Genomic DNA, 25,897 nt, shown 5'->3' with positions numbered 1-25,897 from the left:
CGGCGACGCGCATCGCGCGAGCCGCGGACGTCACCGGCGGTCGACACGGTCGATCCCGGACCGGGTGCGGCGCCCGGGAGCCTGACGGGAGAAACCCCCGCATGCTCGAACCGACCGAATCCGCAGAGTCCGCGACGTCCTCGACGGACTCCGAGCCGAACACCCCCAGCGACACCCTGCCGCCGCGTCGTCGGCGCAGGGCCGCGTCCCGCCCGGCGGGACCGCCGTCCGGCGCCTCCGGCCCGGAGGCCGGGACCGTCACGCCGGCCGAGACGCCCGCCGCGGCCGAGGAGCCGGAAGAGGCAGCCGCCGAGACGCCCGAAACAGTCGCGGAGCCGCGGTCCGCCGGCCGTCCGCGCCGCCGTGCCGTGCGCCGTGCCTCCGCGCCCGCCGGGTCCCCGGCCTCGGCCGAGGCGGCCGAGGCGGCCGAGACCGTCGTTCCCGTCGCGCCCGCCGCCGAGACGCCGGCCGAGCCGGAGCCCGCCGCCACCGACACCACCGGGGACGCCGCTCCCCGCCGTACCCGTCGCCGTGCCACCCGCACGGTGACCTCGCCCACCGCCGACGCGCCCGCCCCCGAGGCGGAGACCCCCGTCGCGACCCCGGAGCCCGCCCCCGTGGAGGAGGCCGCCGAGAGCGCCGAGGACGCCGCTCCGCGGCGTACGCGCCGGCGTGCCACGCGGCGTGTGTCCGCTCCCGCCGGTGAGCCCGCGGCCGCCGAGCCGGCCGAGCCCGCGACCGAGGCCGGTGAGGCTGCTGCGGCCCCCGAGACCGCTCCGGCCGCCGCCGCCCCCGTGGAAGAGGCCGCCGAGGACGCCGCCCCGCGGCGTACGCGCCGGCGTGCCACGCGGCGTGTGTCCGCCCCCGCCGGTGAGCCCGCGGCCGCCGAGCCGGCCGAGACCGCGGCCGAGGACTCGGGCGAGCCCGCGCAGGCCGCCGCCCCGGACACCGCCGCCCCCGAAGCCGCCCGGAGCGCCGAGCCCGCCGCGCCCGTCGAGGAGGCCGCTCCGCGCCGTGCGCGTCGCCGGTCCGCCCGCAAGGCCGCCGGTGGCTTCGCCGAGCCCGCGCGGAGCGCCGCCGGGTCCGACGAGGCGGACGCCCCGAAGCGTCCGGCGCGTCCGGCCGTCGCCGTGTTCCAGGCGCCCGTGTTCGCGGAGCCCAGGTTCCAGACGCCCGAGCGGGCCGCGGCGGAGGCCGCCGCCGAGGCCGCCGAGGCCGAGCCCGAGCAGACGGCCCGGGAGACCGAGGCCGAGGAGTTCCCGGAGGAGACCGCCGGGTCGCGTCGCCGCCGCCGGCGCCGTACCGCGGGCCCGGAGGAGACCACCGAGGACCGCACGCCCGCCCGGGCCGCCGCCGAGGAGCCGGACGCCGACGCCGAGACCGAGGGCGACGAGGCGGGCGACGACCACGGTGACGACGCCGAGGGCTCCGAGGAGTACGGCTCGCGTCGCCGTCGTCGCCGGGGCGGCCGCCGCCGTCGCCGGGGCGACCTGGCCGAGGGCTCCGACGAGTCCACGGACGAGGACGGCGAGCACACCGCCGCCGAGCAGGCCGCCCAGGACGCCGAGGACACCGCCGAGCAGGCGGAGGAGGACGCCGAGGAGGGCGAGGACGCCACCGGCGAGAACGCCGGCTCCAGCAGCAGCCGTCGCCGCCGTCGCCGTCGCCGCCGCGCCGGGGACGCCTCCGGCGAGGCCGACACGTCCTCCGACGACCCCGAGCGCACCGTCGTCAAGGTCCGCGAGCCGCGCCCCGCGCGGGAGAAGAGCGAGCCGTCCGACGAGGTGCAGTCCATCAAGGGCTCCACCCGCCTGGAGGCCAAGAAGCAGCGCCGCCGCGAGGGCCGCGAGCAGGGCCGCCGGCGCGTGCCGATCATCACCGAGGCCGAGTTCCTGGCCCGCCGCGAGGCCGTCGAGCGCGTCATGGTCGTCCGCCAGCACGGCGAGCGCACGCAGATCGGCGTCCTCGAGGACGGGGTGCTCGTCGAGCACTACGTCAACAAGGAGCAGGCCACCTCGTACGTCGGCAACGTCTACCTCGGCAAGGTGCAGAACGTGCTGCCGTCGATGGAGGCCGCCTTCATCGACATCGGCAAGGGCCGCAACGCCGTCCTGTACGCCGGTGAGGTCAACTTCGAGGCGCTGGGCATGGGCCACGGCCCCCGCCGCATCGAGTCCGCCCTCAAGTCCGGCCAGTCCGTCCTCGTGCAGGTCACCAAGGACCCGATCGGCCACAAGGGCGCCCGCCTGACCAGCCAGGTCTCCCTCCCCGGCCGCTACCTGGTCTACGTGCCCGAGGGCTCGATGACCGGCATCAGCCGCAAGCTGCCCGACACCGAGCGGTCCCGGCTGAAGACCATCCTCAAGCGGATCGTCCCCGAGGACGCGGGCGTCATCGTGCGCACCGCGGCCGAGGGCGCCAGCGAGGACGAGCTGCGCCGCGACGTCGAGCGGCTCCAGGCGCAGTGGGAGGAGATCCAGAAGAAGGCCAAGAACGGCAACGCGCCGACGCTGCTGTACGGCGAGCCGGACATGACCGTCCGGGTCGTGCGGGACATCTTCAACGAGGACTTCTCCAAGGTCGTCGTCAGCGGCGACGACGCCTGGCAGACCATCCACGGTTACGTGTCCCACGTGGCCCCGGACCTCGCCGACCGGCTGTCCAGGTGGACCTCCGAGGTCGACGTCTTCGCCACCTACCGGATCGACGAGCAGCTCGCCAAGGCGCTGGACCGCAAGGTCTGGCTGCCCAGCGGCGGTTCGCTGGTGATCGACCGGACCGAGGCGATGGTCGTCGTCGACGTCAACACCGGCAAGTTCACCGGTCAGGGCGGCAACCTCGAGGAGACGGTCACCAGGAACAACCTGGAGGCGGCCGAGGAGATCGTGCGCCAGCTGAGGCTGCGCGACCTCGGCGGCATCATCGTCATCGACTTCATCGACATGGTGCTGGAGTCCAACCGGGACCTGGTGCTGCGGCGCCTGCTGGAGTGCCTGGGCCGGGACCGGACCAAGCACCAGGTCGCCGAGGTGACCTCGCTGGGCCTGGTGCAGATGACCCGCAAGCGGGTCGGCCAGGGCCTGCTGGAGTCGTTCTCGGAGACCTGCGTCCACTGCAACGGCCGTGGCGTCATCGTCCACCTCGACCAGCCGTCCTCCGCCGCCGGCGGCGGAGGCAAGCGCCGCAAGCGGGCGCGTGCGGGTGCCGGTGAGCACGACCACGAGGCCGTGGCCGGCATCGAGACGGCGCCGACGGCGGAGCAGGAGGCGGACACCGAGTCCGAGTCCGAGGTCGCCGCCGAGGTGGCCGAGCCGGTATCGCTGCCGGCGCCCGAGTTCACCCCGGACGAGGAGCTGTACAGCAGCGCCGCCGAGGCCGAGGCCGCCGCCACGCGCGGTCGTGGCCGGCGTCGGGCGAGCCGGCGGGCGTCCGCCCCGGCGGGTGCCCCGAAGGCGCCGAAGGGCGAAGCCGCGCAGGCCGAGGCGCCGGCGCCGACCGCGCAGGACGTCACGGTCGCGGAGGAGATCGAGCGCCCGGTCGTGCACGAGCCGGCCGCCGAGGTGCTGGCCGAGCCCGCGGCCGTCGAGGACGCGGTGTCCGGCGCCACGGCCCCGGCCGCCCCGGAGGAGGCTCCGGCCGCCGACGAGGCGGCGCCCAAGGGCCGTACGCGCCGTCGGGCCACCCGGAAGGTGTCCGCACCGGCCGGCTCGCCCGCGGGTGCCGAGGCCGCCGTGCTGACGGTCCCCGAGACCGCGCAGCCCGAGCCGGCGCCGCAGGCACCGGCCGAGGCACCGGCGGCCGAGGAGGCCGCGCCGGCCGCCGAGAGCGCCGCGCCGGCCCGTCCGCGCCGTCGGGCGGTGCGCAAGCCCACCACCTCGACCGCGTCCGAGGAGGCGGCCGTCGTGGTCGTCCCGTCGGCCCCGGCGGAGGCGGAGACGCAGGCGGAGCCCGAGGCGGCCGAGGCGCAGGCCGTGGACGCGTCCGGCGACGAGTCCGCGCCGGCCAAGAAGGCGGCGGCCCGCAAGACGGCCAAGAAGGCGACGGCGAAGAAGGCCGCCACCAAGAAGACCGCGGCCAAGAAGACGACGACCGCGAAGAAGGCCACGGCCAAGAAGGCGGCCAAGACGACGACCGCCAAGAAGGCCACGACCAAGAAGACGGCGTCGAAGAAGACCGCGGCGGCCGAGCAGGCGGCGCCGTCCTCGGTCACGGCCGCCACCGACGAGGGCTGATCCCGGTCCCTGTTGCACCACGTGTGGCCCTGCCCCTCCGGGCGGGGCCACACGCCTGTGCGGGGGCCTGTCACGGCGTCCACGGGCCTCGCGGGCCGGCCGTCCGGCGGCCCCGCGCCGGTGGCCGGGGGCCCGGTTTGACCCCTGTCGCGTGTCCCCGTAATCTTGACCGTCGGCGTGTCGACTGACGCGTCACATCCCCGTAAACCTCTTCCTTCCGGATGCGGCCGTGACCGGCCACGACCGGGAGAGGCCGGCTCCGGCGTGCCGCCGGGCGGCTGGACTGCGGGGGTGCCGTTCCCGAGCGAGAGAGTGAGATCCGCGTGTACGCCATCGTGCGCAGCGGTGGCCGCCAGCACAAGGTTGCTGTCGGCGACATCGTTGAGGTTGACAAGATTTCCACCGCCAAGGTCGGCGACACGGTCGAGCTCTCGACCCTGCTCGTGGTCGACGGCGACGCTGTGACCAGCGACCCGTGGGTGCTGGCCGGCATCAAGGTCCAGGCCGAGGTCGTGGACCACCACAAGGGCCAGAAGATCGACATTCTGCGCTACAAGAACAAGACCGGCTACCGCCGTCGTCAGGGCCACCGCCAGCAGTACACGGCGATCAAGGTCACTGAGATCCCCGCGGCTGCGAAGTAAGGGACTGAGGAGAGATGGCACACAAGAAGGGCGCATCGTCCACCCGTAACGGTCGTGACTCCAACGCTCAGCGCCTCGGCGTGAAGCGCTTCGGTGGTCAGGCCGTCAACGCGGGCGAGATCCTGGTCCGCCAGCGCGGCACCCACTTCCACCCGGGTGCGGGCGTCGGCCGTGGCGGCGACGACACGCTGTTCGCGCTGCAGGCCGGTGCGGTGCAGTTCGGCACCCACCGTGGCCGCAAGGTCGTGAACATCGTTCCGGTCGCCTGATCGGACACTTGCGCGAGGCGGACCTCACTTCCCGGACGGGAAGCGGGTCCGCCTTTCGCGTGTTACCCAAGAGACAACCCCGTAGTAACTGGAGGCACATTCCATGACCACCTTCGTGGACCGCGTCGAGCTGCATGTCGCCGCGGGTAACGGAGGCCACGGCTGTGCCTCCGTCCACCGTGAGAAGTTCAAGCCGCTCGGCGGACCGGACGGCGGCAACGGCGGCCGTGGCGGCGACGTGATCCTCACCGTGGACCAGTCGGTGACCACGCTCCTCGACTACCACCACTCCCCGCACCGCAAGGCCACCAACGGCAAGCCCGGCGAAGGCGGCAACCGCTCCGGCAAGGACGGCCAGGACCTCGTCCTGCCCGTGCCCGACGGCACGGTGGTCCTCGACCGGGCGGGCAACGTCCTCGCCGACCTGGTCGGCCACGGCACGTCCTACGTCGCGGCCCAGGGCGGTCGCGGCGGCCTCGGCAACGCGGCGCTGGCCTCCGCCCGCCGCAAGGCCCCCGGCTTCGCGCTGCTCGGCGAGCCCGGCGACCTCCAGGACATCCACCTGGAGCTGAAGACCGTCGCCGACGTGGCGCTGGTCGGCTACCCGAGCGCCGGCAAGTCCTCGCTGATCTCCGTGCTCAGCGCGGCCAAGCCGAAGATCGCCGACTACCCCTTCACGACGCTCGTGCCGAACCTGGGCGTGGTGACGGCCGGCGAGACCGTCTACACCATCGCGGACGTCCCCGGACTCATCCCCGGCGCCAGCCAGGGCAAGGGCCTCGGCCTGGAGTTCCTGCGGCACGTGGAGCGGTGCAGCGTGCTGGTGCACGTCCTGGACACGGCGACGCTGGAGTCCGACCGAGACCCGGTCTCCGACCTGGACATCATCGAGGCGGAGCTGCGCGAGTACGGCGGCCTCGACAACCGGCCCCGCATCGTCGTCCTCAACAAGATCGACGTGCCCGACGGCAAGGACCTCGCCGAGATGGTCCGGCCGGACCTCGAGGCGCGCGGCTACCGGGTCTTCGAGGTGTCGGCGGTGGCCCACATCGGGCTGCGGGAGCTGTCCTTCGCGCTGGCCGAGCTGGTGGCGAGGGCGCGTGCCGCCCGGCCGAAGGAGGAGGCCACGCGCATCGTCATCCGGCCCAAGGCCGTGGACGACGCGGGCTTCACCGTCACCCGCGAGGAGGACGGACTGTTCCGGGTGCGCGGCGAGAAGCCCGAACGCTGGGTGCGCCAGACCGACTTCAACAACGACGAGGCCGTCGGCTACCTCTCCGACCGGCTCAACCGCCTCGGTGTCGAGGAGCGGTTGGTCAAGGCGGGTGCCCGCCGCGGCGACGGCGTGGCCATCGGCCCCGAGGACAACGCGGTCGTGTTCGACTGGGAGCCGTCGATGACGGCGGGCGCCGAGATGCTCGGCCGCCGCGGCGAGGACCACCGCTTCGAGGCACCCCGCCCCGCCGCCCAGCGGCGCCGGGACCGGGACGCCGAACGCGACGAGGCGCAGCGCGAGTTCGACGGCTTCGAGCCGTTCTGACGGACGCGCCCGTCCGACCCGCGCGTCCGGCAAAGCGCGCACACGACACAGGAGGCGAGGACCGGCCCGGTCCTCGCCTCCTGTGTCGTACGGCCGTACGGGCGGCTGCTCAGCGCTCCAGGAACGCGAACAGCTCCTCCCACTGATCGGTGATGGCCGACGGCGAGTAGCGCTGCACGTTGGCCCGCGCCTTCTCGCCCATCGTGTCCCGCAGCTCGGCGTCCTCCATCAGCCGGCCCAGCTGCCGCGCCAGCTCCGTGGTGTTGCCGGGCCGGGCGAGGAGCCCGTCCTCCCCGTCCTGGACGATCTGGCGGACACCGGGGGCGCAGTCGAAGGCGGCACAGGGCACCGCGCAGGCCATCGCCTCGAGCAGGGCCAGCGGGAAGCCCTCGCCGCGGGAGGACTGGACGAACACGGAGGCCCCGTGCAGCGCGGCCACGACGTCGTCGGTCTGGCCGGCCCACTCCACCGAGCCGTCCAGGCCGAGCTCCGTGCACTGCCGCTTCAGGGCCTGCTCGTCGGGCCCGGAACCGTAGATGCGCAGCCGCCACCCGGGGTGCTTGGGCGCCGCCTCGGCCCAGGTGTCGAGCAGCATGTCGATGCCCTTCTGGTGACCGAGGCGGCCGATGCTCGCGACCACCTTCTCGGTGCGCCGGGAAGGCGTGTCGGGCATCATCGGCAGCGGGTTCGGCATGAAGCCCACGTTGTTCAGGCCGCGGCCCACCCACAGGTCGGCGTCCTCCTGGGTCAGCAGGAGCAGCCGGTCCACGTCCTTGTAGTACTTCTGGACGCGACCGAAGCGGGAAGAGCCCTTGGAGTACTCGAAGGACTCGTGGCTCATGCCGATCACCGGGTGACCGGCGGTGTCGGCGACGGCCACCCACTCCATGGCCCACACCTGGGTCACGACGATCATGGCGCCCGGGCGGGCGGCCCGGAAGAGGCGCGACAGCCGCTCGGTCGCCTCCCGCATGCCCGCCTCACGGGCGGCCTCCCGGCGCCGGGCCGCGAGGTTGGCCCGGTCACGGAGGTTGCGGGCCTGCCAGCGGCCCGGCGGGCGCTCCTCGTAGAGCGTCACCGTGTCGAAGGGAGGGTTGTCCCCGAGGTCCATCGGCACCTCGGGCGGGGCGATGCCCACGATGGTCACGCGGTGCCCGCGCTCGGCGAGCAGCCGGGCCATCAGCGCCTGCCAGCGGGCCACGCCGCCGAGTTCGTTGACCTCGTTGGCCACGAAGATGATGTCGCGCTTGGTCATCGGGCTTCTCCCTCGGGACCGAAGAAGCGGTCGACGATCCGGGCGGCGGCGTCGCCCCGGTCGTACTCACCGTACTGCGTCATGAATTCCTTGATCCGTCCCTCGCAGCCTGACGCGAGGGCGTCCAGGTCGGACAGCACGTCGAAGAGTTCCTCCGCCGTGCCCGCCAGCGGCCCGGGAGCCTGCTCGGACAGGTCGAAGTAGGTGCCGCGGCTGTTCTCCACGTACTCCTCCCAGTCGTAGGTGAAGAACACCATGGGCCGCTGGAGGAGGGCGTAGTCGAACATCACCGACGAGTAGTCCGTGATCAGCACGTCCGACAGCAGCATGACCGGGGTGATGTCGGGTTCCTCGCTGACGTTGATCACCCGGCCGGCGACCGACGGCGGCAGCGTGACGTTGTTGAGGTAGTGGGTGCGGATGAGCAGGGTGAACCGGTCACCGAAGCGGTCCGCGAACTCCTCGACGTCGAACGGGAACTCGAACTTGCGGACCTTGCCGCCCTGCGCCCGGAACGTCGGCGCGTAGAGGACGACCGGCAGGTCGCGCCGGATGCCCAGCCGCTCGGCGAGCTCCTCCGCGGCCGGGTCGACGGTCGCCGACTCACGAGCCCGCACCAGGGCGTCGTTGCGCGGGTAGCCCGTGCGCAGCAGCTTCTCCTCGGGGATCCGGTAGGCCCGGGCCAGCGTCTTCTCGTCGTGCTTGCCGCGCACCACGAAGTGGTCGAAGCGGTCGATCGCCCGCTGGTAGGCCTGCTGCTCGTGCTCGGGCATGATCCGGTACTGCGGCTCGTCGAAGCCCATGCGCTTGAGCGCGGAGCCGTGCCACGTCTGGATGTACGTCGTCTCCGGCCGCTTGCTGAGCTTCAGCGGGAAACCCTGGTTGTCGATCCAGAACTCGGCCTGCGCCAGCGCCCTGAGGTACGGCCACGACCAGCGGCGCACCAGCTCCGCGTCCTGCGGGAAACCGGTGGGGCGGCTGCCCGCGTACGACCAGATGGGCTTGATCGGCACACCGCGGCGGCGCAGCTCCTCGTAGATGGCGCGGGGGCTGTCGCTGTACTGCTTGCCGAGGTGGCTCTCGAAGACGACGGTGCCCTTGCGCACGGGCAGCACGCGGATCATGCGCTCGAAGGTCTCGATCTTGCGCGGGCCCGAGTTGAGGTCCTTGCGCACCGAGGCGACCTTGCGCACCACCTTCTTCGCCACCTGGGCGGGCGGGCTCTGCATGTTGCGCTGCACGAGCGTCGACGTGCGCTGCGCGAGCCGCCCGTGCTGGGCCAGCCGGAAGGCGAGGTGGCCGTTGGCCGAGGCGTGCGGCCGGATGCGGTCGGCCATCATGCGGCCCAGCCGGGGCCGGATGCGGATCTCGCCCGCGCCCTCCAGGTCGGTGCGGCCGACGGTGAGCCGGCTCGTGGTGCGCTCGCCGTCGACCGTGAGGTGCATGCGCACGTCCCACACGTCGTCGACGATGCCCACGGGGCGCAGCTTGCTCGCCAGCGGCACCGTGGCCTGCCAGGTGACGGAGTCGCCGTCGTGGCGCAGCGTCCCCACCGGGAAGCTGAACGACTGCAGGCTCTTGCGGCGGGCGCGGAACTCCAGCTCCGCCTCCAGACGGGCACCGGGAGGGATCACGCCGAGCGGGTTGACCAGGGCACCCGCGAGGGTCACCCCGGCGGGCTGCTCCGCGTACCGGGTCACCGCGTTGCGCAGGCTGAGACGCTGCACCGGCCTGGCGTGGTAACCGAGGTCGGTCACGTCGAGCACGGCGCGGCCCATCGGGTCGTCCAGGTGCTCCGCGCACCAGTAGACGCGGCCGTCGCGCTCCAGCAGCGGGCTGGAGACCTTGTTCTTGTTGATGAGCGTGTCGATGGCCGGCATGAGGTGTTCCCAGTCCTCCTGCAGCAGCAGGTAGGCACAGAGCCGGTGGATCGGGGACAGCTCCGCGTAGGCCTCCTCGGGGAAGTCCTTGATGTAGCCGTTGGCCATCTCGGCGAAGTGGTGCCGGTAGTCGTCGTCCAGGAAGGGCAGGTCCCGGAGGTAGAGGATCAGGTCGTGCTTGAGGAACTTCGTGTCCTTGTGCAGCTTCAGCTCGTCGTGGCCCTGCTCGGCGAGGATGCGGTCGATCCTGCGGTGGATCTCCAGCCGGTCGGCGAAGTTGTTGATCTCGTGCCGGCGGTTGCTGATCGACTTCTCTTCGGTCTTCTCGACGACGTTCCAGTGGTAGACCGTGTTCGGGATCAGGGTGATCCGCGACGCGGCCAGGTACGCCTGGGCGGAGAAGAGCAGGTCCTCGTAGTGGATGCCACGGGGGAAGGTCAGGCCGCTCTCGACGAGGAACTCGCGCCGGTAGCACTTGTTCGTGGACAGCGTGTCGAAGACCAGGAGGTCCGGGATCTCCGCGATCGAGTCGAAGGTGCGGGTCTGCCGGTACAGCCACTGGTACCACTTGGCCGTCTTGCCCGTCCGGCTGTCGGTGTGGACGCGCAGGCACAGGCCGGACACGAGGTCCGCGCCGGTGCGCTCGGCGGCGTCCAGCATGTTGCGGCAGGCGTTCACCTCGAGAGTGTCGTCACTGTCGAGGAACATCACATAACGGCCGCGCGCGATGGCGATGCCCTGGTTGCGGGGCTCGCCGCAGCCGCCGCTGTTCTCGGCCAGCTGGATGGCCCGCACCCGGTCGGAGGCGGCCGCCAGCCGCTGCGCGACCTCGAAGGAGCCGTCGGTGGAGTGGTCGTCGGCGACGATGACCTCGACGTTCTGCAGGGTTTGGTCGAGGACCGACTGCACCGCGGTCGGAAGACGGTCCGCGTCGTTGTAGACGATGACGACGACACTGATGTCGGGCGTTCTGTCGTGGCGCTGGGACACAGCAGCAGCTACCTCTGGTTAAAGAACGGATATCGGGTCGGACGCGGCGACGTCCGGGCCGGGTGACGGAGCAGGCACCCGCTCGTCCAACGGCACGATCGGCGGCAGGTCTGCGAGCGGCTCACCGAGGAAGACGTGCCGGACTACGCGTTCGGCTGCGTGCCCGTCGTCGAAGTCACAGAATCGTTGCCGGAAACGGGACCGGGCCTCGGTGGCCCGGGCGTCGCGCCAGCCCTCGGAGCAGAGCAGGTCGGTCAGTTCCTCCTGCGTCGTGGCGACGGCACCCGGAGGCTGCCGCAGCACGTCGAAGTAGGTACCGCGGACCACGGAGTAGGTGTCCCAGTCGTCGGCGAAGACGACTATGGGACGGTCCAGGTTGGCGTAGTCGAACATGGCCGACGAGTAGTCGGTGATCAGGCCGTCGGAGGCGAGGTACAGCCGCTCCACCGACGGGTGCGCCGACACGTCGACGATCCGTCCGGCGGACTGCAGCTCGGCGAGCCGGGAGGACCCGCCGTAGAAGTAGTGGCCCCGCACCAGCAGAGTGACGTCCGGCCCCAGCCGTTCGGCCAGCCGCTCCAGGTCCAGGCGGGGCACGAACCCGCTCTGGTACTCGCGGTGCGTGGGCGCGTAGAGGAACGCCGTGGTGCCCTCGCGCAGCCCCAGCTCCTCGCGGGCCGCGCGCACGTCGTCGGCACCGGCGGTGAGCAGGATGTCGTTGCGCGGGTAGCCGGTCTCCAGCGTGGTGTACGCGCTGGGGTAGACCCGCTCCCACACGCTGGTCGAGAAACGGTTGGAGCTGATGCTGAAGTCCCAGCGGTCGCAGCGCTTCAGGAGCTTGGCGAAGTCCATCTTGGTGGACGCCGGGTACTTCTGCTGGTCCAGGCCCATGGTCTTGAGCGGGGTGCCGTGGTGGGTCTGCACATGGATCTGGCCCTCCCGCTTCACCACCGAGTCGCCGAAGTTCACGTTGTTGACGAGGTACTTGGCGCGCGCCACGGCGGCCCAGTAGGCCCGTGAGCCCACCCGTACGTACTCCACGCCCTCGGGCACCTGCTTCACCGCGTCCGGCCGCACGGCCCACACCCGGCGGATGTGCGGGGCCAGACGGCCCAGTTCGGCGTCGATGGCCGCGGGGTTGCAGGAGACGCTGCGGCTCCAGTAGGCGGAGAAGACCGCGAGGTTCTCGTCGAGCGGCAGTCGCAGCTGCGACCGGTGGAAGACGTCCATCGCGCCGCGCTTGGACCGGGTGAGCGTGCGGCGCGTGCGGCCGCGGACGCTCTGGCGCACCCGCAGCGCGGTCAGCGCGCTCGCCATGACCGGATACGTGTCGCGCTGCAGCAGCATGTACTTGTGACGGCGACGGCCGGCCGGCGGCTCGAAGCCCCGGGGCAGGCGCGCGCGGTAGTCGGCGGCGGCCTGGTGGAAGAACTCCGCACGGGCGTCACGCGGCAGCCGGCCCGGACGCTCCAGGATGGTCAGGTAGTGGTCGACCATCTTGCGGAACAACGGCCCGCGCCACCGGTCGAGTTCCGGGTGCGCGTCGAGGAAGTCGAAGACGCGCCGGTACTGCTCGAAGACGTCGAAGTGCTTGCGGCTGACCGTCTTGAGGATGTTGCCGCCCTCGCGGCGCTGCCGGTAGAAGACGCAGACCCGGTCCAGTACGGCGATCCGCTCGGCGGTGATCATCGAGGAGAACGTCCAGGGGGCGTCCTCGTAGTACCCGGGCGGGAAGGTGAAGCCGGACCGGGTGACGAAGTCGCGGCGGTACGCCTTGTTCCAGACGATCTGCAGCAGGTCGAGCAGGTGGGGGCGGTCGGCGAGGGAGAAGCTGCCGGGGCCGTCCTGCGCCAGCAGGTCCGCCCGCGCGTTGCGGCGGACGCTGCCGTCCCAGTAGGTGCGGGCGTAGTCGTAGACCAGGATCTCGGGATTCCCGGTGGCCTCGAGACGGTCCGCAATGGCCTTGAGGGCTCCGTCGGACAGCGTGTCGTCGCTGTCCAGGAAGAGCACGTATTCGCCCCGCGCCTTTTCCAGTCCCGCGTTGCGCGCGCGTCCCAGGCCGACATTCTCCGTGAGATGAATCACATGAATGCGGTCGTCGCGTTGCGCGTATTCGTCGAGGATGGCGCCCGATCCGTCCGGCGAGCAGTCGTCGACCGCGACGATCTCGAAGTCCGTGTAGTCCTGCCCCAGCACGGAGTCGAGGCACTCGGGGAGATACCCCCGCACCTTGTACACGGGAACGACGAGAGAGAGCTTGGGCATCCTTACAACCTGTTCCGGAGACTGGACCACGGGAGCGCGGGCTGGGGCCGGAGCGCGCTCCGGGCGTCGGTGGCCCGAGCGCGCCGCCGCATCAGCGTAAAGGATTCACATGAAGTTTCCGTGGGCACGGTGGTCTGCCGACGTGGGCCGCGCACCGCACGGAATGCGGGGCGGCGGCGGGGTGGTCCGGCCGGTCGGTGTCAGGTTTGAACTTCCTCACGTTCGGTTTGTATGCACCCTTTCCTCGCTACTGTCCTTTGTGCCCGACTCGATTTTCCGTTGCGCACGGACGAGTCTGCATCTCGAGACGGAAATCAGGGAGGCATGAGGATGAGCTGGCTGGTCACGGGCGGAGCCGGATACATCGGTGCGCATGTGGTGCGTGCGCTGGTCGAAGGCGGCGAGAGCGTGGTCGTGTACGACGACCTGTCCACCGGTTCCGCCGAGCGGGTACCCACCGGAGTGCCGCTGGTGGTCGGCAGCGTGCTGGACGCTCCCCTCCTGGAGAGCACGATGCGCGACCACGCCGTGACCGGTGTGGTGCACATCGCGGCCAAGAAGCAGGTGGGGGAGTCGGTCGAGCAGCCGCTCCACTACTACCGCGAGAACGTCACGGGTCTGCAGACGCTGCTGGAGGCCATGACGTCCTGCGGCGCCGACCGTCTCGTCTTCTCCTCGTCGGCCGCGGTGTACGGCATGCCGGACGTGGACCTCGTCACCGAGGACACGCCCTGTCTGCCGATGAGCCCCTACGGCGAGAGCAAGCTGGTCGGCGAGTGGCTGATCAACGCCACCGCCCGGGCCCACGGCATCCGCACCGCCAGCCTGCGCTACTTCAACGTGGCCGGCGCGGCCGGTCCCGAGCTGGCCGACACCGGCGTCTACAACCTGATCCCCATGGTCTTCGAGCGCCTGGAGGCGGGCGAGGCCCCGCGCGTCTTCGGTGACGACTACGCCACGCCCGACGGCACCTGCGTCCGGGACTACATCCACGTCCAGGACATCGCCTCCGCGCACCTCGCGGCCGCCCGGCGCCTGACGGACGCCCCGCAGGGCACGGCGCTCACCCTCAACATCGGGCGCGGCGAGGGCAGTTCGGTCCAGGAGATGGTGGACCGCATCCTCAAGGTCGCCGGCCGGGAGGACGTCGCCCCCCTGGTGACGGAGCGCAGGCCCGGCGACCCGGCCCGCGTCGTGGCCTCGGCCGACCGTGCCCGGGAGGAGCTGGGCTGGACCGCCCGTCACGACCTGGACGACATGATCGAGTCCGCCTGGCAGGGCTGGCGCCACCGGCACGGCTGAGCGTGCGGGGCGCCTCCGGGCGGCGGCGGCTTCCCGCGCCGGGGGTTCGTCCGGTCGCGCGCGTGCGGGGTGTGCCGGCCTCCCGTTCGCGGCGCGCGGTGTGCCGTCCCGGCCGGGTGTCGCGGGGGGCTGTCCGGAGCCTGGACCGGGGCGCGGCGGGCGATCCGCTTCGCGTAGATTGCCTGGCGGGCGTCCGAACCGGCGCCGCGGACGCGAGAGGGCGGACGGCACAGTGGCAGGGGCAAGGCAAGCCGTGGGCGAGGCCCGCAGGATCGTCGTCAAGGTCGGTTCCTCCTCGCTGACCACAGCGGCGGGCGGCCTGGACGCCGACCGCGTCGACGCGCTCGTCGACGTCCTCGCCAAGGTGCGGGGCGCCGACAAGGAGGTCGTCCTCGTCTCCTCCGGTGCCATCGCAGCCGGCCTCGCCCCGTTGGGCCTGCGCCGCCGCCCGAGGGACCTGGCCCGGCAGCAGGCCGCCGCCAGCGTCGGACAGGGCCTGCTGGTGGCCCGCTACACCGCCTCCTTCGCCCGCTACGGCGTCCGCGTCGGCCAGGTGCTCCTGACGACCGACGACATGAGCCGCCGCTCCCAGCACCGCAACGCCTCCCGCACCCTCGACAAGCTCCTCGCGATGGGTGCCTTCCCGATCGTCAACGAGAACGACACCGTCGCCACCGACGAGATCCGCTTCGGCGACAACGACCGGCTCGCCGCCCTCGTCGCCCACCTGGTCCGCGCCGACCTGCTGGTGCTGCTGTCCGACGTCGACGGCGTCTACGACGGCGACCCGAGCAGACCGGGCACCTCGCGGATAGCGGAGGTGCGGGGCCCGGCCGACCTCGCCGACGTCGAGATCGGCAGCGCCGGCAAGGCCGGGGTCGGCACCGGCGGCATGGTCACCAAGGTCGAGGCGGCCCGGATCGCCGCCGCCGCCGGCATCCCCGTGGTGCTGACCAGCGCGGTCCACGCCGCCGACGCCCTGGCCGGCGGGGACACCGGCACCTATTTCCACGCCACCGGCAAGCGCTCCACCGACCGGCTGCTGTGGCTCCAGCACGCCTCCGCCCCGCGCGGCGCGCTCGTGCTCGACGACGGAGCGGTGCGCGCGGTCGTGCAGGGCCGCAAGTCGCTGCTGCCGGCCGGCATCGCCGGCGTCGAGGGCGAGTTCGCCGCGGGCGACCCGGTGGAGCTGCGGAACGGCGAGGGGCACGCGGTGGCCCGGGGGCTCGTCGGCTTCGACGCCAAGGAGATCCCCCGGCTGATCGGCCGCTCCACCCGGGAACTGGCGCGCGAGCTCGGACCGGCGTACGAACGCGAGGTCGTACACAGGGACGATCTGGTGATCCTGCACCCGTAATGGGCCGATACGTCCCCGAATCGGTGGTGGACGTTCCGTAAAACCGGCACAGGATCTCTTGGGGCCTGCTCAACTTTCCTCAGGACAAGCCCGGCCGACCACCGGGCCCAGCCGTGTGCGTGAAGGAGGCCGTCGTGAGCGGAGTGCGCCCTGGCACGCCGGCGTCCCGCGGTGGTACCGGCTCCCGGGGCGGTACCGGACCGCGCGGCGCCACCGGCGCCCGTGGCGGCGGCGCCCGCCCGGCCGGCGAGGAACGCGCCCTCACGAGCGTCGCGGCCGGCGACCGGTACCGGGGCGAGGAACCGGCCCACACCCCGCGCCTGTGGCACGTCACCCTCAGCGTCTCCGGCGCCCGCGCCCCGCTCCCGGAGGTGCGCCGCGCCCTGGAGCAGCTCGCCCACGACCACCCCTTCCTGCTGACCAGCCGGTACGCCGACGACCACGCCGAGATCCGGTACTGGGAGGAGGCCCGCGACCTGCACGACGCCGCGGCCGTCGCCCTGCGCCTGTGGGGCGAGCACCGGCAGACCGCGGGGCTGCCGCCCTGGGAGATCGTCGGGCTCGAGGTCATCGACCGGTCGACCTACCACCAGCGCATCGCCGCGGGGTACGGTCCCGCGCCGGCGACCCCGGTCGGCGTTCACCCGTTTTGACCCCGTCCGTCGCATGTCTCGCGGTGTGGGACGGCCGGTGAAGGGCCCCGTCCGGCCTACTACGCTTCCCCCATGACCACGCTCTCGCCGTACGACTCGATGTCCCCGGTCACCCGGGCCGCCTACCGGGCCAAGGCCGCCGCGGCCGACCTCGCGCCGCTGCCGCGGGCCGCGAAGGACGACGCGCTGCTCGCCGTCGCGGACGCGCTGGAGGTCCGTACGAGCGAGATCGTGGAGGCCAACGCCGAGGACGTGGCCAAGGCCCGCGCCGCCGGGACCAGCGAGGCCCTCATCGACCGGCTCACGCTGACCCCGGAGCGGGTCCGCGCCATCGCCTCCGACGTGCGGGACGTCGTCGCGCTGCCCGACCCGGTCGGCGAGGTCGTGCGCGGCTCCACCCTCCCCAACGGCATCGACCTGCGCCAGGTCCGCGTACCGCTCGGCGTGGTCGGCATCATCTACGAGGGCCGGCCCAACGTCACCGTCGACGCCGCCGCCCTGTGCCTGAAGTCCGGCAACGCCGTCCTGCTGCGCGGCTCGTCCTCCGCCTACCGGTCGAACACCGCCCTCGTCCGCGTCGTCCGCGACGCCGTCGGCGGGGCCGGGCTGCCGGCCGACGCCGTGCAGCTGGTGCCCGGCGAGAGCCGGGACAGCGTGCGCGAGCTGATGCGGGCCCGCGGCCTGGTCGACGTGCTCATCCCGCGCGGCGGCGCCTCGCTGATCAACACGGTCGTCCAGGAGTCCACCGTCCCGGTCATCGAGACCGGCACCGGAAACTGCCACGTCTACGTCGACGCGCAGGCCGACCTCGACATGGCCGTCGACATCCTGATCAACTCCAAGGCGCAGCGCGTCAGCGTCTGCAACGCGGCCGAGACCCTCCTCGTCCACCAGGACATCGCCGCCGAGTTCCTGCCCCGCGCGTTGGACGCCCTCGCCGAGGCCGGCGTCACCGTGCACGCCGACGAGCGGGTGATGGCGCACGCCAAGGACACCGAGGCGACCGTGGTGGAGGCCACGCCGGAGGACTGGGAGACCGAGTACCTCTCCTACGACATCGCCGCGGCGGTCGTCGACTCCCTCGACAAGGCCGTCGAGCACATCCGGCTGTGGACCTCCGGCCACACCGAGGCCATCGTGACGACCTCGCAGCAGGCCGCCCGCCGCTTCACCCAGCTGGTCGACTCCACCACCGTCGCCGTGAACACCTCCACCCGGTTCACCGACGGCGGCCAGTTCGGCTTCGGCGCGGAGATCGGCATCTCCACGCAGAAGCTGCACGCCCGGGGCCCGATGGGCCTGCCGGAGCTGACCAGCACCAAGTACATCGTCACCGGCGACGGGCACGTGCGGCGCTGAGCGTACGCCTGGGGCATATGTGAGTGGCATGCGCCGCACCGGGCGCCGTTGATCCGAACGGGGCATCTCACCCACCGGATGAATTTCCCCACCGTCTGCCCAAATCGACCCCCCAGGTCTACTCTGGATCCGTGCCGGAGGACGTGGGGGGTAGGCCGTTCCCTGACGGCTGGGAGCCCGACGACGAACACGACCGCGGGGTGTCGGACGAAGAGTTCGCCTCCGTGGTCTTCGACGAGGCCTTCGTACAGGCGGCCGCGGTGCACGAGCCGACCGCCGTCGAGCGCCTCCTGGCAGCCGCGGAGGCCAGAGCCGCGGCCACCGAGGCCGAGGCGGCCCGCCGCGGCCGTTCCCGGGCCGAGCGCTACGACGACGGGTACGGCGATTTCGGCCATGATCCCGACCTCGACGACCCGGACGACGACCGCGACCTCCTCGACCGGCCGTACGGCGCACCGCCGGCCTCCGGCAAGCAGGTCCGCTGGCACCGTCCCGTCGCCTGGATGCTCGCCCTGGTCATGGGCGTCGGCATGGTCGCGCTGGCCTTCGCGGCCGTCTACCGCGGCGCATCCTCGGGCAGCAGCCCGGAGCAGGTGCCGCCGCCCGCCTCGACGGGACCCGAGCGGGGCGGCAGGGTGACCCCCTCGGTCTCCGCCGACTACTCCGGGCCCCCGGTCCCGGTGATCCCGCGCAGCCCCTGACCTGCCGGTCCGGCGGCCCGAACCTGTCCCAACTTGACCTGCGCCACCGCGTTTACGCGACTCTCCGCAGACCTACCCTGAAGGTATGGCAGGGCCTGGCGACCCGCCCGGAGGGACGCCCGAGGGCGCCCCCGGAGGCGGAGAGGACGAGTACCGATCCGTCGTCTTCGACGAGTCGTTCGTCCGCGCTGCCCGCCTCCAGGAGTTCTCCGCCCGGGAGCGCATCGCCGACCACGCCCCCGCCGTGCGCCGCCGCCCGCCGCTGCGCCGCGGCCTGTCCCGGCAGGTGCTGATCCTCTTCGTGCTGATCACCGTCGCCTTCGGCACCGCGATCTACATGGGCGTACGGCACCCCTACCAGAGTCCCGCCGCACGGCAGCCGACCGAGCAGGTACGGATGACCGTCGTCCCGCTCGCCCCCCGGGGCAAGGTCCCCGGCGCGGGCGATCCCGCGTACCTGTACGCGCACAGCCCGGCCGCCCACTTCGCGGCGGGGGCCGAGGGCGTGCCGCTGCCGGGCGCCCGGCGCACCGCGCACTTCTCGGACGACCAGGTGCTGAACGCGCTGACCACCGCCAAGAACTACATCGTCCGCTCGGCACTCGACCCGGCGGTGCTCGGCGGCGACGACGTCCGCTCGGTGCGGGTGCTGCTCGACCCCGACCAGCTCGGCCAGTTCGACGAGAGCTTCGCCCACCCCGCGGCCGACGGCCGGCACGCGCCCACCGGGTGGCTGGTGCGCTTCGACCCCTCCCGGGCCGAGCTGGCGGGCGACGAGATCAAGGCGCGGGGCAGTCTGACGGTGGCGGAGAGCGACGCCTCCACCCTCGAGGTCACCGCCGACCACACCCTCGTCTACGCGCTGCGGCCCGCCGGGGACGCGCGGGCCGAGGCCTCGCTGTTCACCGTCCGGCGCGAGCTGCACTTCCGCTTCGACCGGGACGACCTGCGCCTGCACCAGACCCAGCTGGTGGCCTCCTCCGTGCAGGCGGGGCCGCTGTCGTGCGCCGAGGACTCGGCGAACCACCTGCGCCCGCTGCTCGCGGGCCAGGCCGCCAGGGCCGGCGGCCCCGCCGGCACCGACCCGTACCGCACCGGCGGCGCCGCGGCCCTGTGCGGCACCCTGGCGACGGGCGCCCAGCCGGCGGTCTGAGCGGCGGGCTCAGGCGCCGTCGCGCGGCGGACGGTCGTCCGGCGCCCCCGGGCCGCCCGGCCCCGCGGAGCCGTCAGCGCCGTGCGCGCCGTTCGCGCCCTTCGTGAAGCCGCCGAAGCCCCGCCGCATCCGGTCGCCCAGGTCGCCGGCGCCGCCCGCGATGTCGCTCACCAGCTTCATCAGCGGGTCCTTGGAATCGCGCACATGGGTGGCGTAGCCGGCCGCCGACTCGCGGAAGGAGTCCCGGACCGAGGCGTCCTTGTCCTCCTCGCGGCGCGGGTAGTGGCCGTCCATGATCCGCTGGAAGTCCCGGGACGCCTCCCACTTCTTCAGCTCGGCGGCCCGCACCGTGCTGAACGGGTGCGTGCGGGGCAGCACGTTCAGGATCTTCAGCACGGAGTCGCGCAGGTCGCCCCCGGCCTCGTACTCGTCGGCCTGCTCCAGGAACGCGTCCACGTTCATCTCGTGCAGGTGGTTCCCGCCCGCGATCTTCATCAGGCCCCGCATCGACGCCTGGAGGTCCTGGCCGACCAGCAGCCCCGCGCGGTCGGCGGACAGCTCCGACTTGCGGAACCACTCGCGCAGCGCGGTCACGACCGCCATGATCGCCACGTTGCCCAGCGGGATCCAGGCGACGCGGACGGCGAGGGACGTCAGGAAGAGCAGGACGGTCCGGTACACCGAGTGGCCGGACAGCGCGTGGCCGACCTCGTGCCCGACGACCGCCCGCATCTCCTCCTCGTCCAGCAGTTCCACGAGCCCCGTGGTGACGACGATGATCGGCTCGTCCAGGCCGATGCACATCGCGTTCGGGACCGGGTCCTGGTTGACGTACATCGGCGGGACCTTCTCCAGGTCCAGGATGTAGCAGGCGTCGCGCAGCATGTCGTGCAGATGGGCGAACTGCCGGTCCGAGACGCGCACCGAGTCGGACAGGAACAGCAGGCGCAGGCTCCGCTCGGGCAGCAGGCCGCTCAGGGCCTTGAACACCGTGTCGAAGCCGCTCAGCTTGCGCAACGCCACCAGGGCACTGCGGTCGGCCGGATGCTCGTACGCACGCGAGGAGATCCCCGGGAAGCGCCTGCGCTGCCTGCCCGGCACCCTCTCGTGCCCGTTGTGCTGGTGGCCGTCGGACATGTCTTCCCCCATGTGCGTCTGTGGGCCTGTGCGTGGGAAGGCCCTTTGCGAACCCTTGTGCGGCCCTTTGCGCCCCCGGAGCCGAGCCCAGCCTAGGCGGAGATACCGTGGACGGGCAGTACAGCGAAGGAGTCACCGTCATGGACCACACCCCCCACACCGCCTGGCTCGCCGAGGCGGCGACCGCGGCCGAGCAGCAAGGGGCGGGCAATCTGCTCCGGGTCGTCCTGATCGTGATGGTGCTGGGCTGTGTGCTGACCGCGTGGTTCCTGCTGCGGGGGTACAAGCGGAAGGACGACTGAGGCGGGCGGAAGGTTCCCCGGCCACGGCCGCCCAGGGCCGCGGCCGTCCCCAACGGCGGAGTCGGCGTGATCGTCCGCGGCGGGCCCGCATACGATGAGCCGCGACGTCTTTATCCCGCCCACACCGGATAGGTCCTGCCGAAGATGAGCTTCCACAGCACTGCTGCCCAGTTGGTCACTCTCGCTGCCGAGGGCGAGGAGCACGGCGGCAACCACGAGAGCCTCAGCCCCTACCTCACCGGCGGCGCCGCGCTGTTCATCCTGCTGCTCCTGCTGTGGATCACCACGCGCTTCAACCGCGACCGCTGAGCGCGAGGGGGGAGCGGGGGGCCTGGACCGGGCCGGTAGGGTCTGCACGCATGGGAGAGCAGGACATGCCTACCGGTCCGGCGCACGACGCGGCGAGGGGCACACAGGACCGCTCGTTGCCCGCCCCGGGCAACGGCGCGGCGCGATCGGGCAAGCGCCGCCTCGGCGTCATGGGCGGCACCTTCGACCCGATCCACCACGGGCACCTGGTCGCGGCCAGCGAGGTCGCCGCGCAGTTCCACCTCGACGAGGTCGTCTTCGTCCCCACCGGGCAGCCCTGGCAGAAGAGCCACCGCGTGGTCTCCGCGGCCGAGGACCGCTACCTGATGACGGTCGTCGCCACCGTCGAGAACCCGCAGTTCTCGGTCAGCCGCATCGACATCGACCGCGGCGGCCCCACCTACACCGTGGACACCCTGCGGGACCTGCGCGCGCTCAACCCGGACACGGACCTGTTCTTCATCACCGGCGCCGACGCCCTCGCCCAGATCCTCACCTGGCGCGACAGCGACGAGCTGTTCTCCCTCGCGCACTTCATCGGCGTCACCCGGCCCGGCCACACACTGACGGACGCCGGGCTTCCCAAGGGCGGTGTCTCGCTGGTCGAGGTCCCCGCCCTCGCCATCTCCTCCACCGACTGCCGTGCGAGAGTCGCCAAGGGCGACCCCGTCTGGTACCTGGTGCCCGACGGAGTCGTGCGCTACATCGACAAGCGCCAGCTGTACCGCGGCGACTGAGCCGAGAGGGGCACCGGTGAACGACCCATACGACGCGGGCTACGGCAACGGCCAGGCCGACCCGTACGAGCTCGTCGGTTACGACGAGTACGGCCGGCCGGTGCACCGCCAGGCCCAGGACCCGGGCGGGCCCGGGCAGCAGCAGACGTACGACCCCTACGCACAGCAGCAGTACGGGCAGCAGCAGTACGCGCAGCAGCAGGACCAGTACGGGCAGGGCTACGGCTACGACCCGTACGCCGCCGGCGCCCCGCAGACCGCCACGCCGTACGACCCCTACCCCGCCCAGGGCGGCCAGGACACCGGGCAGCAGCCGCCCGTCCCCGACGCCGGACACGGCCCGTACGGCGGCCACGGCCACGCCGGACAGCCCTCGTACGACCCGTACGGCCGGGCCGCGGCGAGCGGCCGGCAGCCGCTCGTCACCGAGCAGACCGCCTACATTCCGCAGCAGGCCGGTCCGCCCGAGGCGCCGGACCCGGAGGCCCCCGGCGAACCGGAGCGGGAGTACAGGACCGAGCAGTTCGCCTTCGTCGAGGAGCCGACCGACGACTCCGAGGACGTCATCGACTGGCTCAAGTTCACCGAGAACCGCACCGAGCGCCGTGAGGAGGCCCGGCGCCGCGCCCGCACGCGCGTCGTCGCCCTGGTCGTCGTCCTGGCCCTCGTCGCCGTCGGCGGCGTCGGCTACCTCTGGTACGCCGGGAAGCTGCCCGGCCTGTCCTCGTCGGACTCCGAGACGGGCGGCACGACGGCCGCGGGCGCCCAGAAACGCGACGTGATCGCCGTCCACCTGCACGACACCGCGGGCGGCGGCACCTCCACGGCGCTGCTCGTCGACAACACCACCACCGAGCGGGGCACCGCCGTACTGCTGCCCAACTCGCTGGCCCTGACCGGCGACGACGGAACCACCACCACGCTCGCCAAGTCCGTCGGCGACGACGGCCCCGACGCCACCCGGACCGCGCTCGACTCGGCCCTCGGCACCGACATCGAGGGCAGCTGGCGGCTGGACACCCCGTTCCTGCAGATCCTGGTGGACCTGGTCGGCAACATCGAGATCGACACCGACACCGATGTGCCCGACCCGGCCGCCAAGGACAAGGGCACGGCGCCCCTCGTGCACAAGGGACCCAAGCAGACCCTCAGCGGCAAGGCGGCCGTCGCCTACGCCACCCACCGCGGCACCGGGGAGTCCGCCGACGCCCAGCTCCAGCGGTTCGGCCAGGTCCTGCACGGCGTGCTGCGCAAGATGTCCTCCGATCCGCAGGCCGCGACGACCACGGTCCAGACGCTGGGCCTGGTCCTCGACCCGCCGCTCACCGAGAGCGACCTGGGCTCGTTCCTCGCCGGGCTCTCCGAACGCGCGAAGGGCGGCGACTTCGGCACCACGCTGCTGCCCGTCGGGAGCGACGGCCGGCTCAGCGCCGAGACCGGCGACAGTGTCGTCAAGGACATCCTGGGCGGCACCGCCAAGAGCCCCGACGAGGACGCGGCCGTCAGCGTCGCCGTCCGCAACGCCACCGGCGTGGAGGACCGCACCGGCAAGGCCCGCGTCTCCCTCCTCAACGGCGGCTTCACCTTCGTGGAGGGCGGCACCGCCTCCGGCACCGAGGCCACGTCGCAGGTCCTGTACGCGGAGGCCGCCGACAAGGAGAACGCCGTCCAGGTCGCCAAGACCCTGGGCCTGCCCGACGGGTCCGTCACCCAGGGCAAGGTCGCGGCGAACGCCGACGTCTCGGTGGTCCTCGGCCAGGACTACGAGCCGGCGGCGTAGGCCGGACACCGGCGTCGTCCCGTGGGGCACCGTCGGCGGTCGTGAGACCCTTGAGGTCAACCGACCGCCGACCGAAAGCCACGCAGTGACCGCGACCGACCGCTCCATCGAACTCATCAACGCCGCCGCGCAGGCGGCAGCCGACAAGCTCGCGCACGATGTCATCGCCTACGACGTCAGCGACGTGCTGTCGATCACGGATGCCTTTCTGCTGGCCTCCGCCCCCAACGACCGCCAGGTCAAGTCGATCGTCGACGAGATCGAGGAGCGGCTGAACAAGGAACTCGGCGCCAAGCCGGTCCGCCGCGAGGGCGACCGCGAGGCCCGCTGGGTCCTGCTCGACTACGTCGACATCGTCGTCCACGTCCAGCACAGCGAGGAGCGCGTCTTCTACGCGCTGGAGCGCCTGTGGAAGGACTGCCCCGAGCTGGAGCTGCCCGCCGACGCCAAGGAGACCCGCGGCAAGGCGGAGGAGCACGCCCGGCTCCAGGCCGCCGAGGAGGCGACGGAGACCGACGGGGACTGGCGATGAGCGCCACCGGTGAGGCGACGGCCGGGAAGGCGGGCCGCGGCAGGCGCGTCATCCTGTGGCGGCACGGCCAGACCTCGTGGAACGTGGAGCGCCGCTTCCAGGGCTCCACGGACGTCGAGCTCACCGGGACCGGCGTCGCCCAGGCCCGCCGCGCCGCCCGGCTGCTGGTCGGCCTGGGACCCGACGCGATCGTCGCCTCCGACCTCAGCCGCGCCGCGAACACGGCCGCCGAGCTCGCCGCGCTCACCGGCCTCGAGGTGACCCTCGAGGAGGGCCTGCGGGAGACCTACGCGGGCGTCTGGCAGGGCCTGACGCACGAGGAGATCATCGCCCGGTACGGCGAGGAGTACGCGGCGTGGAAGCGCGGGGAGCCCGTCCGCCGCGGCGGCGGTGAGCTCGAGACCGAGGTGGCCGACCGGGCCGCCCCGGTGGTGCTCCGGCACGCCGAGAAGCTCCCCGAGGACGGCACCCTCGTCGTGGTCAGCCACGGCGGCACCATCCGCACCACCATCGGACGCCTCCTCGGACTGGAGCCGCGCAGCTGGGAGAGTCTCGGCGGCCTGACCAACTGCTGCTGGTCCGTCCTGGGCGAGGGCGCCCGCGGCTGGCGGCTGCTGGAACACAACGCCGGCACGCTGCCGGAACCGGTGCTCGGCGACGACGACTGAGCGGCGGGCGGCGGGCCGGGAACCCGGATTTCACTTTCCGGCAGGTCGCAGGCTAAAGTTCTTCTTGTTCGCCCCGCCGAGCGGGGCGAAACCCACACGGCATCGCCGAGTGGCAGCAAGGGGCTATAGCTCAGTTGGTAGAGCGCCTGCATGGCATGCAGGAGGTCAGGAGTTCAATTCTCCTTAGCTCCACAGCCCACGGACGAATCCCGTCCCCCTCGGGGGGCGGGATTTTTCGTTGCGCCCGCGGTTGAGCAGCAGCGCCCCCGGGGGCGTATACCCCCGTGAGGCGCGGCGAGGGCTCCGTGTCCGGACCGGTACCGAGGCGTCGCTGACCGTGTTGGCCCGGTCGTGGCAGAATCAAACGGCCGGAAGGGGACCGCGGCCCGACGGGAGGGAGTGGCGATGCCTGCGAGCATCCTCGAGGAGGTCGGTCACCTCCTCGGTGGAGCGGTGACACGGAACGTGGCCACCCGTCTCAGCTGCCCTTCCTGCGGTTCCGCGCACGTTGCCCAGGTCCTCGGTGACAACGGCGGCATCTCCTACGTGTGCACGGCCTGCGGCCACAGCTGGAGCTGACCGATGGGTGCACACAGGCGGAAGTGCGACTGGTGCGGCAGCGGCACCCCGATCGTCCGGGACATGGAGCCGGTCAACCCGGACTACCAGTACTGGTGCGAGGAGTGCGCGCGGGCGCTGATCATAAAGGGCGACCCGATCGAGACGTACCGCGAACTCGAGGGCGAGCCGATCTACGGCCGGCTCCTGGAGGAGCACTGCACGCTCAAGCGGTTCTACTCGTTCGTGACGGCGTAACGGCCGTCACAACAGG

General features: G+C 72.4%; 22 protein-coding genes and 1 tRNA gene. 19 read left to right on the top strand and 4 right to left on the bottom strand.

Features of this window, described 5'->3' with window-relative positions; translation table 11 throughout:
* The first annotated feature begins 101 nt into the window (after positions 1-101).
* From ACGF3H_RS03830 to obgE, 4 genes are all read left to right on the top strand, one after another.
* The gene (locus tag ACGF3H_RS03830) at positions 102-4,232 is read left to right on the top strand and encodes an Rne/Rng family ribonuclease (protein ID WP_362488812.1); all 4,131 of its coding nucleotides are present in this window, start codon (positions 102-104) and stop codon (positions 4,230-4,232) included.
* A 323-nt stretch (positions 4,233-4,555) separates the two neighbouring features.
* Positions 4,556-4,876 (top strand): 50S ribosomal protein L21, encoded by a 321-nt coding sequence (gene rplU, locus ACGF3H_RS03825; protein WP_004931419.1) that lies wholly within the window; start codon positions 4,556-4,558, stop codon positions 4,874-4,876.
* A 14-nt stretch (positions 4,877-4,890) separates the two neighbouring features.
* Entirely contained in the window at positions 4,891-5,145 is a 255-nt protein-coding gene (rpmA, locus tag ACGF3H_RS03820; RefSeq protein WP_003976205.1) for a 50S ribosomal protein L27, read from the top strand.
* A gap of 103 nt (positions 5,146-5,248) precedes the next feature.
* A complete protein-coding gene (gene obgE, locus ACGF3H_RS03815) occupies positions 5,249-6,685 on the top strand; it encodes a GTPase ObgE (RefSeq protein ID WP_362488811.1) in 1,437 nt (478 codons plus the stop codon).
* Between the two features lie 109 nt (positions 6,686-6,794).
* Here the strand turns inward: obgE and ACGF3H_RS03810 are convergent, their stop codons facing one another.
* From ACGF3H_RS03810 to ACGF3H_RS03800, 3 genes are read right to left on the bottom strand one after another with little or no spacing between them, the layout of a single operon-like run.
* A complete protein-coding gene (locus tag ACGF3H_RS03810; protein ID WP_362488810.1) occupies positions 6,795-7,940 on the bottom strand; it encodes a glycosyltransferase family 4 protein in 1,146 nt (381 codons plus the stop codon).
* Complete coding sequence (locus ACGF3H_RS03805) at positions 7,937-10,810, bottom strand: CDP-glycerol glycerophosphotransferase family protein (protein ID WP_362488808.1); 2,874 nt, start codon at positions 10,808-10,810, stop codon at positions 7,937-7,939. The genes ACGF3H_RS03810 and ACGF3H_RS03805 overlap by 4 nt, the downstream gene beginning before the upstream one ends.
* Positions 10,811-10,828: 18 nt before the next feature.
* The gene (locus tag ACGF3H_RS03800) at positions 10,829-13,075 is read right to left on the bottom strand and encodes a bifunctional glycosyltransferase family 2 protein/CDP-glycerol:glycerophosphate glycerophosphotransferase (RefSeq protein WP_362488806.1); all 2,247 of its coding nucleotides are present in this window, start codon (positions 13,073-13,075) and stop codon (positions 10,829-10,831) included.
* A gap of 330 nt (positions 13,076-13,405) precedes the next feature.
* Here ACGF3H_RS03800 and galE point away from each other — a divergent pair, with 330 nt between their 5' ends.
* From galE to ACGF3H_RS03770, 6 genes are all read left to right on the top strand, one after another.
* Complete coding sequence (gene galE / locus ACGF3H_RS03795) at positions 13,406-14,377, top strand: UDP-glucose 4-epimerase GalE (protein WP_362488804.1); 972 nt, start codon at positions 13,406-13,408, stop codon at positions 14,375-14,377.
* A gap of 253 nt (positions 14,378-14,630) precedes the next feature.
* Complete coding sequence (proB, locus tag ACGF3H_RS03790) at positions 14,631-15,734, top strand: glutamate 5-kinase (protein WP_362488803.1); 1,104 nt, start codon at positions 14,631-14,633, stop codon at positions 15,732-15,734.
* Between the two features lie 113 nt (positions 15,735-15,847).
* On the top strand, positions 15,848-16,387 hold the full coding sequence (locus tag ACGF3H_RS03785; protein WP_393582756.1) for a hypothetical protein: 540 nt from the start codon (positions 15,848-15,850) through the stop codon (positions 16,385-16,387).
* Positions 16,388-16,459: 72 nt separating this feature from the next.
* Positions 16,460-17,746 carry a glutamate-5-semialdehyde dehydrogenase gene (locus ACGF3H_RS03780; RefSeq protein ID WP_362488799.1) on the top strand — a complete coding sequence of 429 codons (1,287 nt, stop codon included), beginning with the start codon at positions 16,460-16,462 and terminating at the stop codon, positions 17,744-17,746.
* Positions 17,747-17,877: 131 nt separating this feature from the next.
* On the top strand, positions 17,878-18,447 hold the full coding sequence (locus tag ACGF3H_RS03775) for a hypothetical protein (RefSeq protein WP_362488797.1): 570 nt from the start codon (positions 17,878-17,880) through the stop codon (positions 18,445-18,447).
* An 85-nt stretch (positions 18,448-18,532) separates the two neighbouring features.
* On the top strand, positions 18,533-19,600 hold the full coding sequence (locus ACGF3H_RS03770; RefSeq protein WP_362488795.1) for a hypothetical protein: 1,068 nt from the start codon (positions 18,533-18,535) through the stop codon (positions 19,598-19,600).
* 9 nt (positions 19,601-19,609) lie between these two features.
* On the opposite strand, the gene ACGF3H_RS03765 is transcribed toward ACGF3H_RS03770, so the two are convergent.
* Entirely contained in the window at positions 19,610-20,737 is a 1,128-nt protein-coding gene (locus ACGF3H_RS03765; RefSeq protein WP_362488793.1) for a M48 family metallopeptidase, read from the bottom strand.
* Between the two features lie 140 nt (positions 20,738-20,877).
* Here ACGF3H_RS03765 and ACGF3H_RS03760 point away from each other — a divergent pair, with 140 nt between their 5' ends.
* From ACGF3H_RS03760 to ACGF3H_RS03720, 9 genes are all read left to right on the top strand, one after another.
* On the top strand, positions 20,878-21,039 hold the full coding sequence (locus tag ACGF3H_RS03760) for a hypothetical protein (protein ID WP_362488791.1): 162 nt from the start codon (positions 20,878-20,880) through the stop codon (positions 21,037-21,039).
* A 144-nt stretch (positions 21,040-21,183) separates the two neighbouring features.
* Positions 21,184-21,348, top strand: a complete 165-nt coding sequence (locus ACGF3H_RS03755) for a hypothetical protein (protein WP_094057638.1) — start codon at positions 21,184-21,186, stop codon at positions 21,346-21,348.
* 50 nt (positions 21,349-21,398) lie between these two features.
* Positions 21,399-22,085 (top strand): nicotinate-nucleotide adenylyltransferase, encoded by a 687-nt coding sequence (gene nadD / locus ACGF3H_RS03750; protein WP_362488790.1) that lies wholly within the window; start codon positions 21,399-21,401, stop codon positions 22,083-22,085.
* Between the two features lie 16 nt (positions 22,086-22,101).
* Entirely contained in the window at positions 22,102-23,865 is a 1,764-nt protein-coding gene (locus ACGF3H_RS03745) for an LCP family protein (protein ID WP_362488789.1), read from the top strand.
* 85 nt (positions 23,866-23,950) lie between these two features.
* Positions 23,951-24,397, top strand: coding sequence for a ribosome silencing factor (gene rsfS, locus ACGF3H_RS03740; RefSeq protein ID WP_362488787.1), 447 nt, complete (start codon positions 23,951-23,953; stop codon positions 24,395-24,397).
* Positions 24,394-25,065 (top strand): histidine phosphatase family protein, encoded by a 672-nt coding sequence (locus ACGF3H_RS03735; RefSeq protein ID WP_362488785.1) that lies wholly within the window; start codon positions 24,394-24,396, stop codon positions 25,063-25,065. The genes rsfS and ACGF3H_RS03735 overlap by 4 nt, the downstream gene beginning before the upstream one ends.
* A gap of 119 nt (positions 25,066-25,184) precedes the next feature.
* Positions 25,185-25,257: transfer RNA gene (locus tag ACGF3H_RS03730), tRNA-Ala, on the top strand.
* Positions 25,258-25,470: 213 nt separating this feature from the next.
* On the top strand, positions 25,471-25,644 hold the full coding sequence (locus ACGF3H_RS03725) for a hypothetical protein (RefSeq protein ID WP_225635920.1): 174 nt from the start codon (positions 25,471-25,473) through the stop codon (positions 25,642-25,644).
* A gap of 3 nt (positions 25,645-25,647) precedes the next feature.
* Complete coding sequence (locus tag ACGF3H_RS03720; protein WP_003976229.1) at positions 25,648-25,881, top strand: hypothetical protein; 234 nt, start codon at positions 25,648-25,650, stop codon at positions 25,879-25,881.
* Positions 25,882-25,897 lie beyond the last annotated feature (16 nt).

Origin of the sequence: Streptomyces sp. NPDC048185, assembly GCF_043202495.1 — a bacterium.
Classification (GTDB): Bacteria; Actinomycetota; Actinomycetes; order Streptomycetales; family Streptomycetaceae; genus Streptomyces.
The sequence above is the reverse complement of the archived record's forward strand: the minus strand, read 5'-3'. Positions and strand labels throughout refer to the sequence as shown.

Bases quoted from the DNA above. Each gene is read 5' to 3' on its own strand.
- ACGF3H_RS03720 (WP_003976229.1), top strand. From the start codon at position 25,648: ATGGGTGCACACAGGCGGAAGTGCGACTGGTGCGGCAGCGGCACCCCG.
- obgE (WP_362488811.1), top strand. From the start codon at position 5,249: ATGACCACCTTCGTGGACCGCGTCGAGCTGCATGTCGCCGCGGGTAAC.
- ACGF3H_RS03830 (WP_362488812.1), top strand. From the start codon at position 102: ATGCTCGAACCGACCGAATCCGCAGAGTCCGCGACGTCCTCGACGGAC.
- ACGF3H_RS03810 (WP_362488810.1), bottom strand. From the start codon at position 7,940: ATGACCAAGCGCGACATCATCTTCGTGGCCAACGAGGTCAACGAACTC.
- ACGF3H_RS03800 (WP_362488806.1), bottom strand. From the start codon at position 13,075: ATGCCCAAGCTCTCTCTCGTCGTTCCCGTGTACAAGGTGCGGGGGTAT.
- ACGF3H_RS03765 (WP_362488793.1), bottom strand. From the start codon at position 20,737: ATGTCCGACGGCCACCAGCACAACGGGCACGAGAGGGTGCCGGGCAGG.
- ACGF3H_RS03755 (WP_094057638.1), top strand. From the start codon at position 21,184: ATGAGCTTCCACAGCACTGCTGCCCAGTTGGTCACTCTCGCTGCCGAG.
- ACGF3H_RS03780 (WP_362488799.1), top strand. From the start codon at position 16,460: ATGACCACGCTCTCGCCGTACGACTCGATGTCCCCGGTCACCCGGGCC.
- ACGF3H_RS03760 (WP_362488791.1), top strand. From the start codon at position 20,878: ATGGACCACACCCCCCACACCGCCTGGCTCGCCGAGGCGGCGACCGCG.
- rpmA (WP_003976205.1), top strand. From the start codon at position 4,891: ATGGCACACAAGAAGGGCGCATCGTCCACCCGTAACGGTCGTGACTCC.
- galE (WP_362488804.1), top strand. From the start codon at position 13,406: ATGAGCTGGCTGGTCACGGGCGGAGCCGGATACATCGGTGCGCATGTG.
- ACGF3H_RS03725 (WP_225635920.1), top strand. From the start codon at position 25,471: ATGCCTGCGAGCATCCTCGAGGAGGTCGGTCACCTCCTCGGTGGAGCG.
- nadD (WP_362488790.1), top strand. From the start codon at position 21,399: ATGGGAGAGCAGGACATGCCTACCGGTCCGGCGCACGACGCGGCGAGG.
- ACGF3H_RS03770 (WP_362488795.1), top strand. From the start codon at position 18,533: ATGGCAGGGCCTGGCGACCCGCCCGGAGGGACGCCCGAGGGCGCCCCC.
- ACGF3H_RS03735 (WP_362488785.1), top strand. From the start codon at position 24,394: ATGAGCGCCACCGGTGAGGCGACGGCCGGGAAGGCGGGCCGCGGCAGG.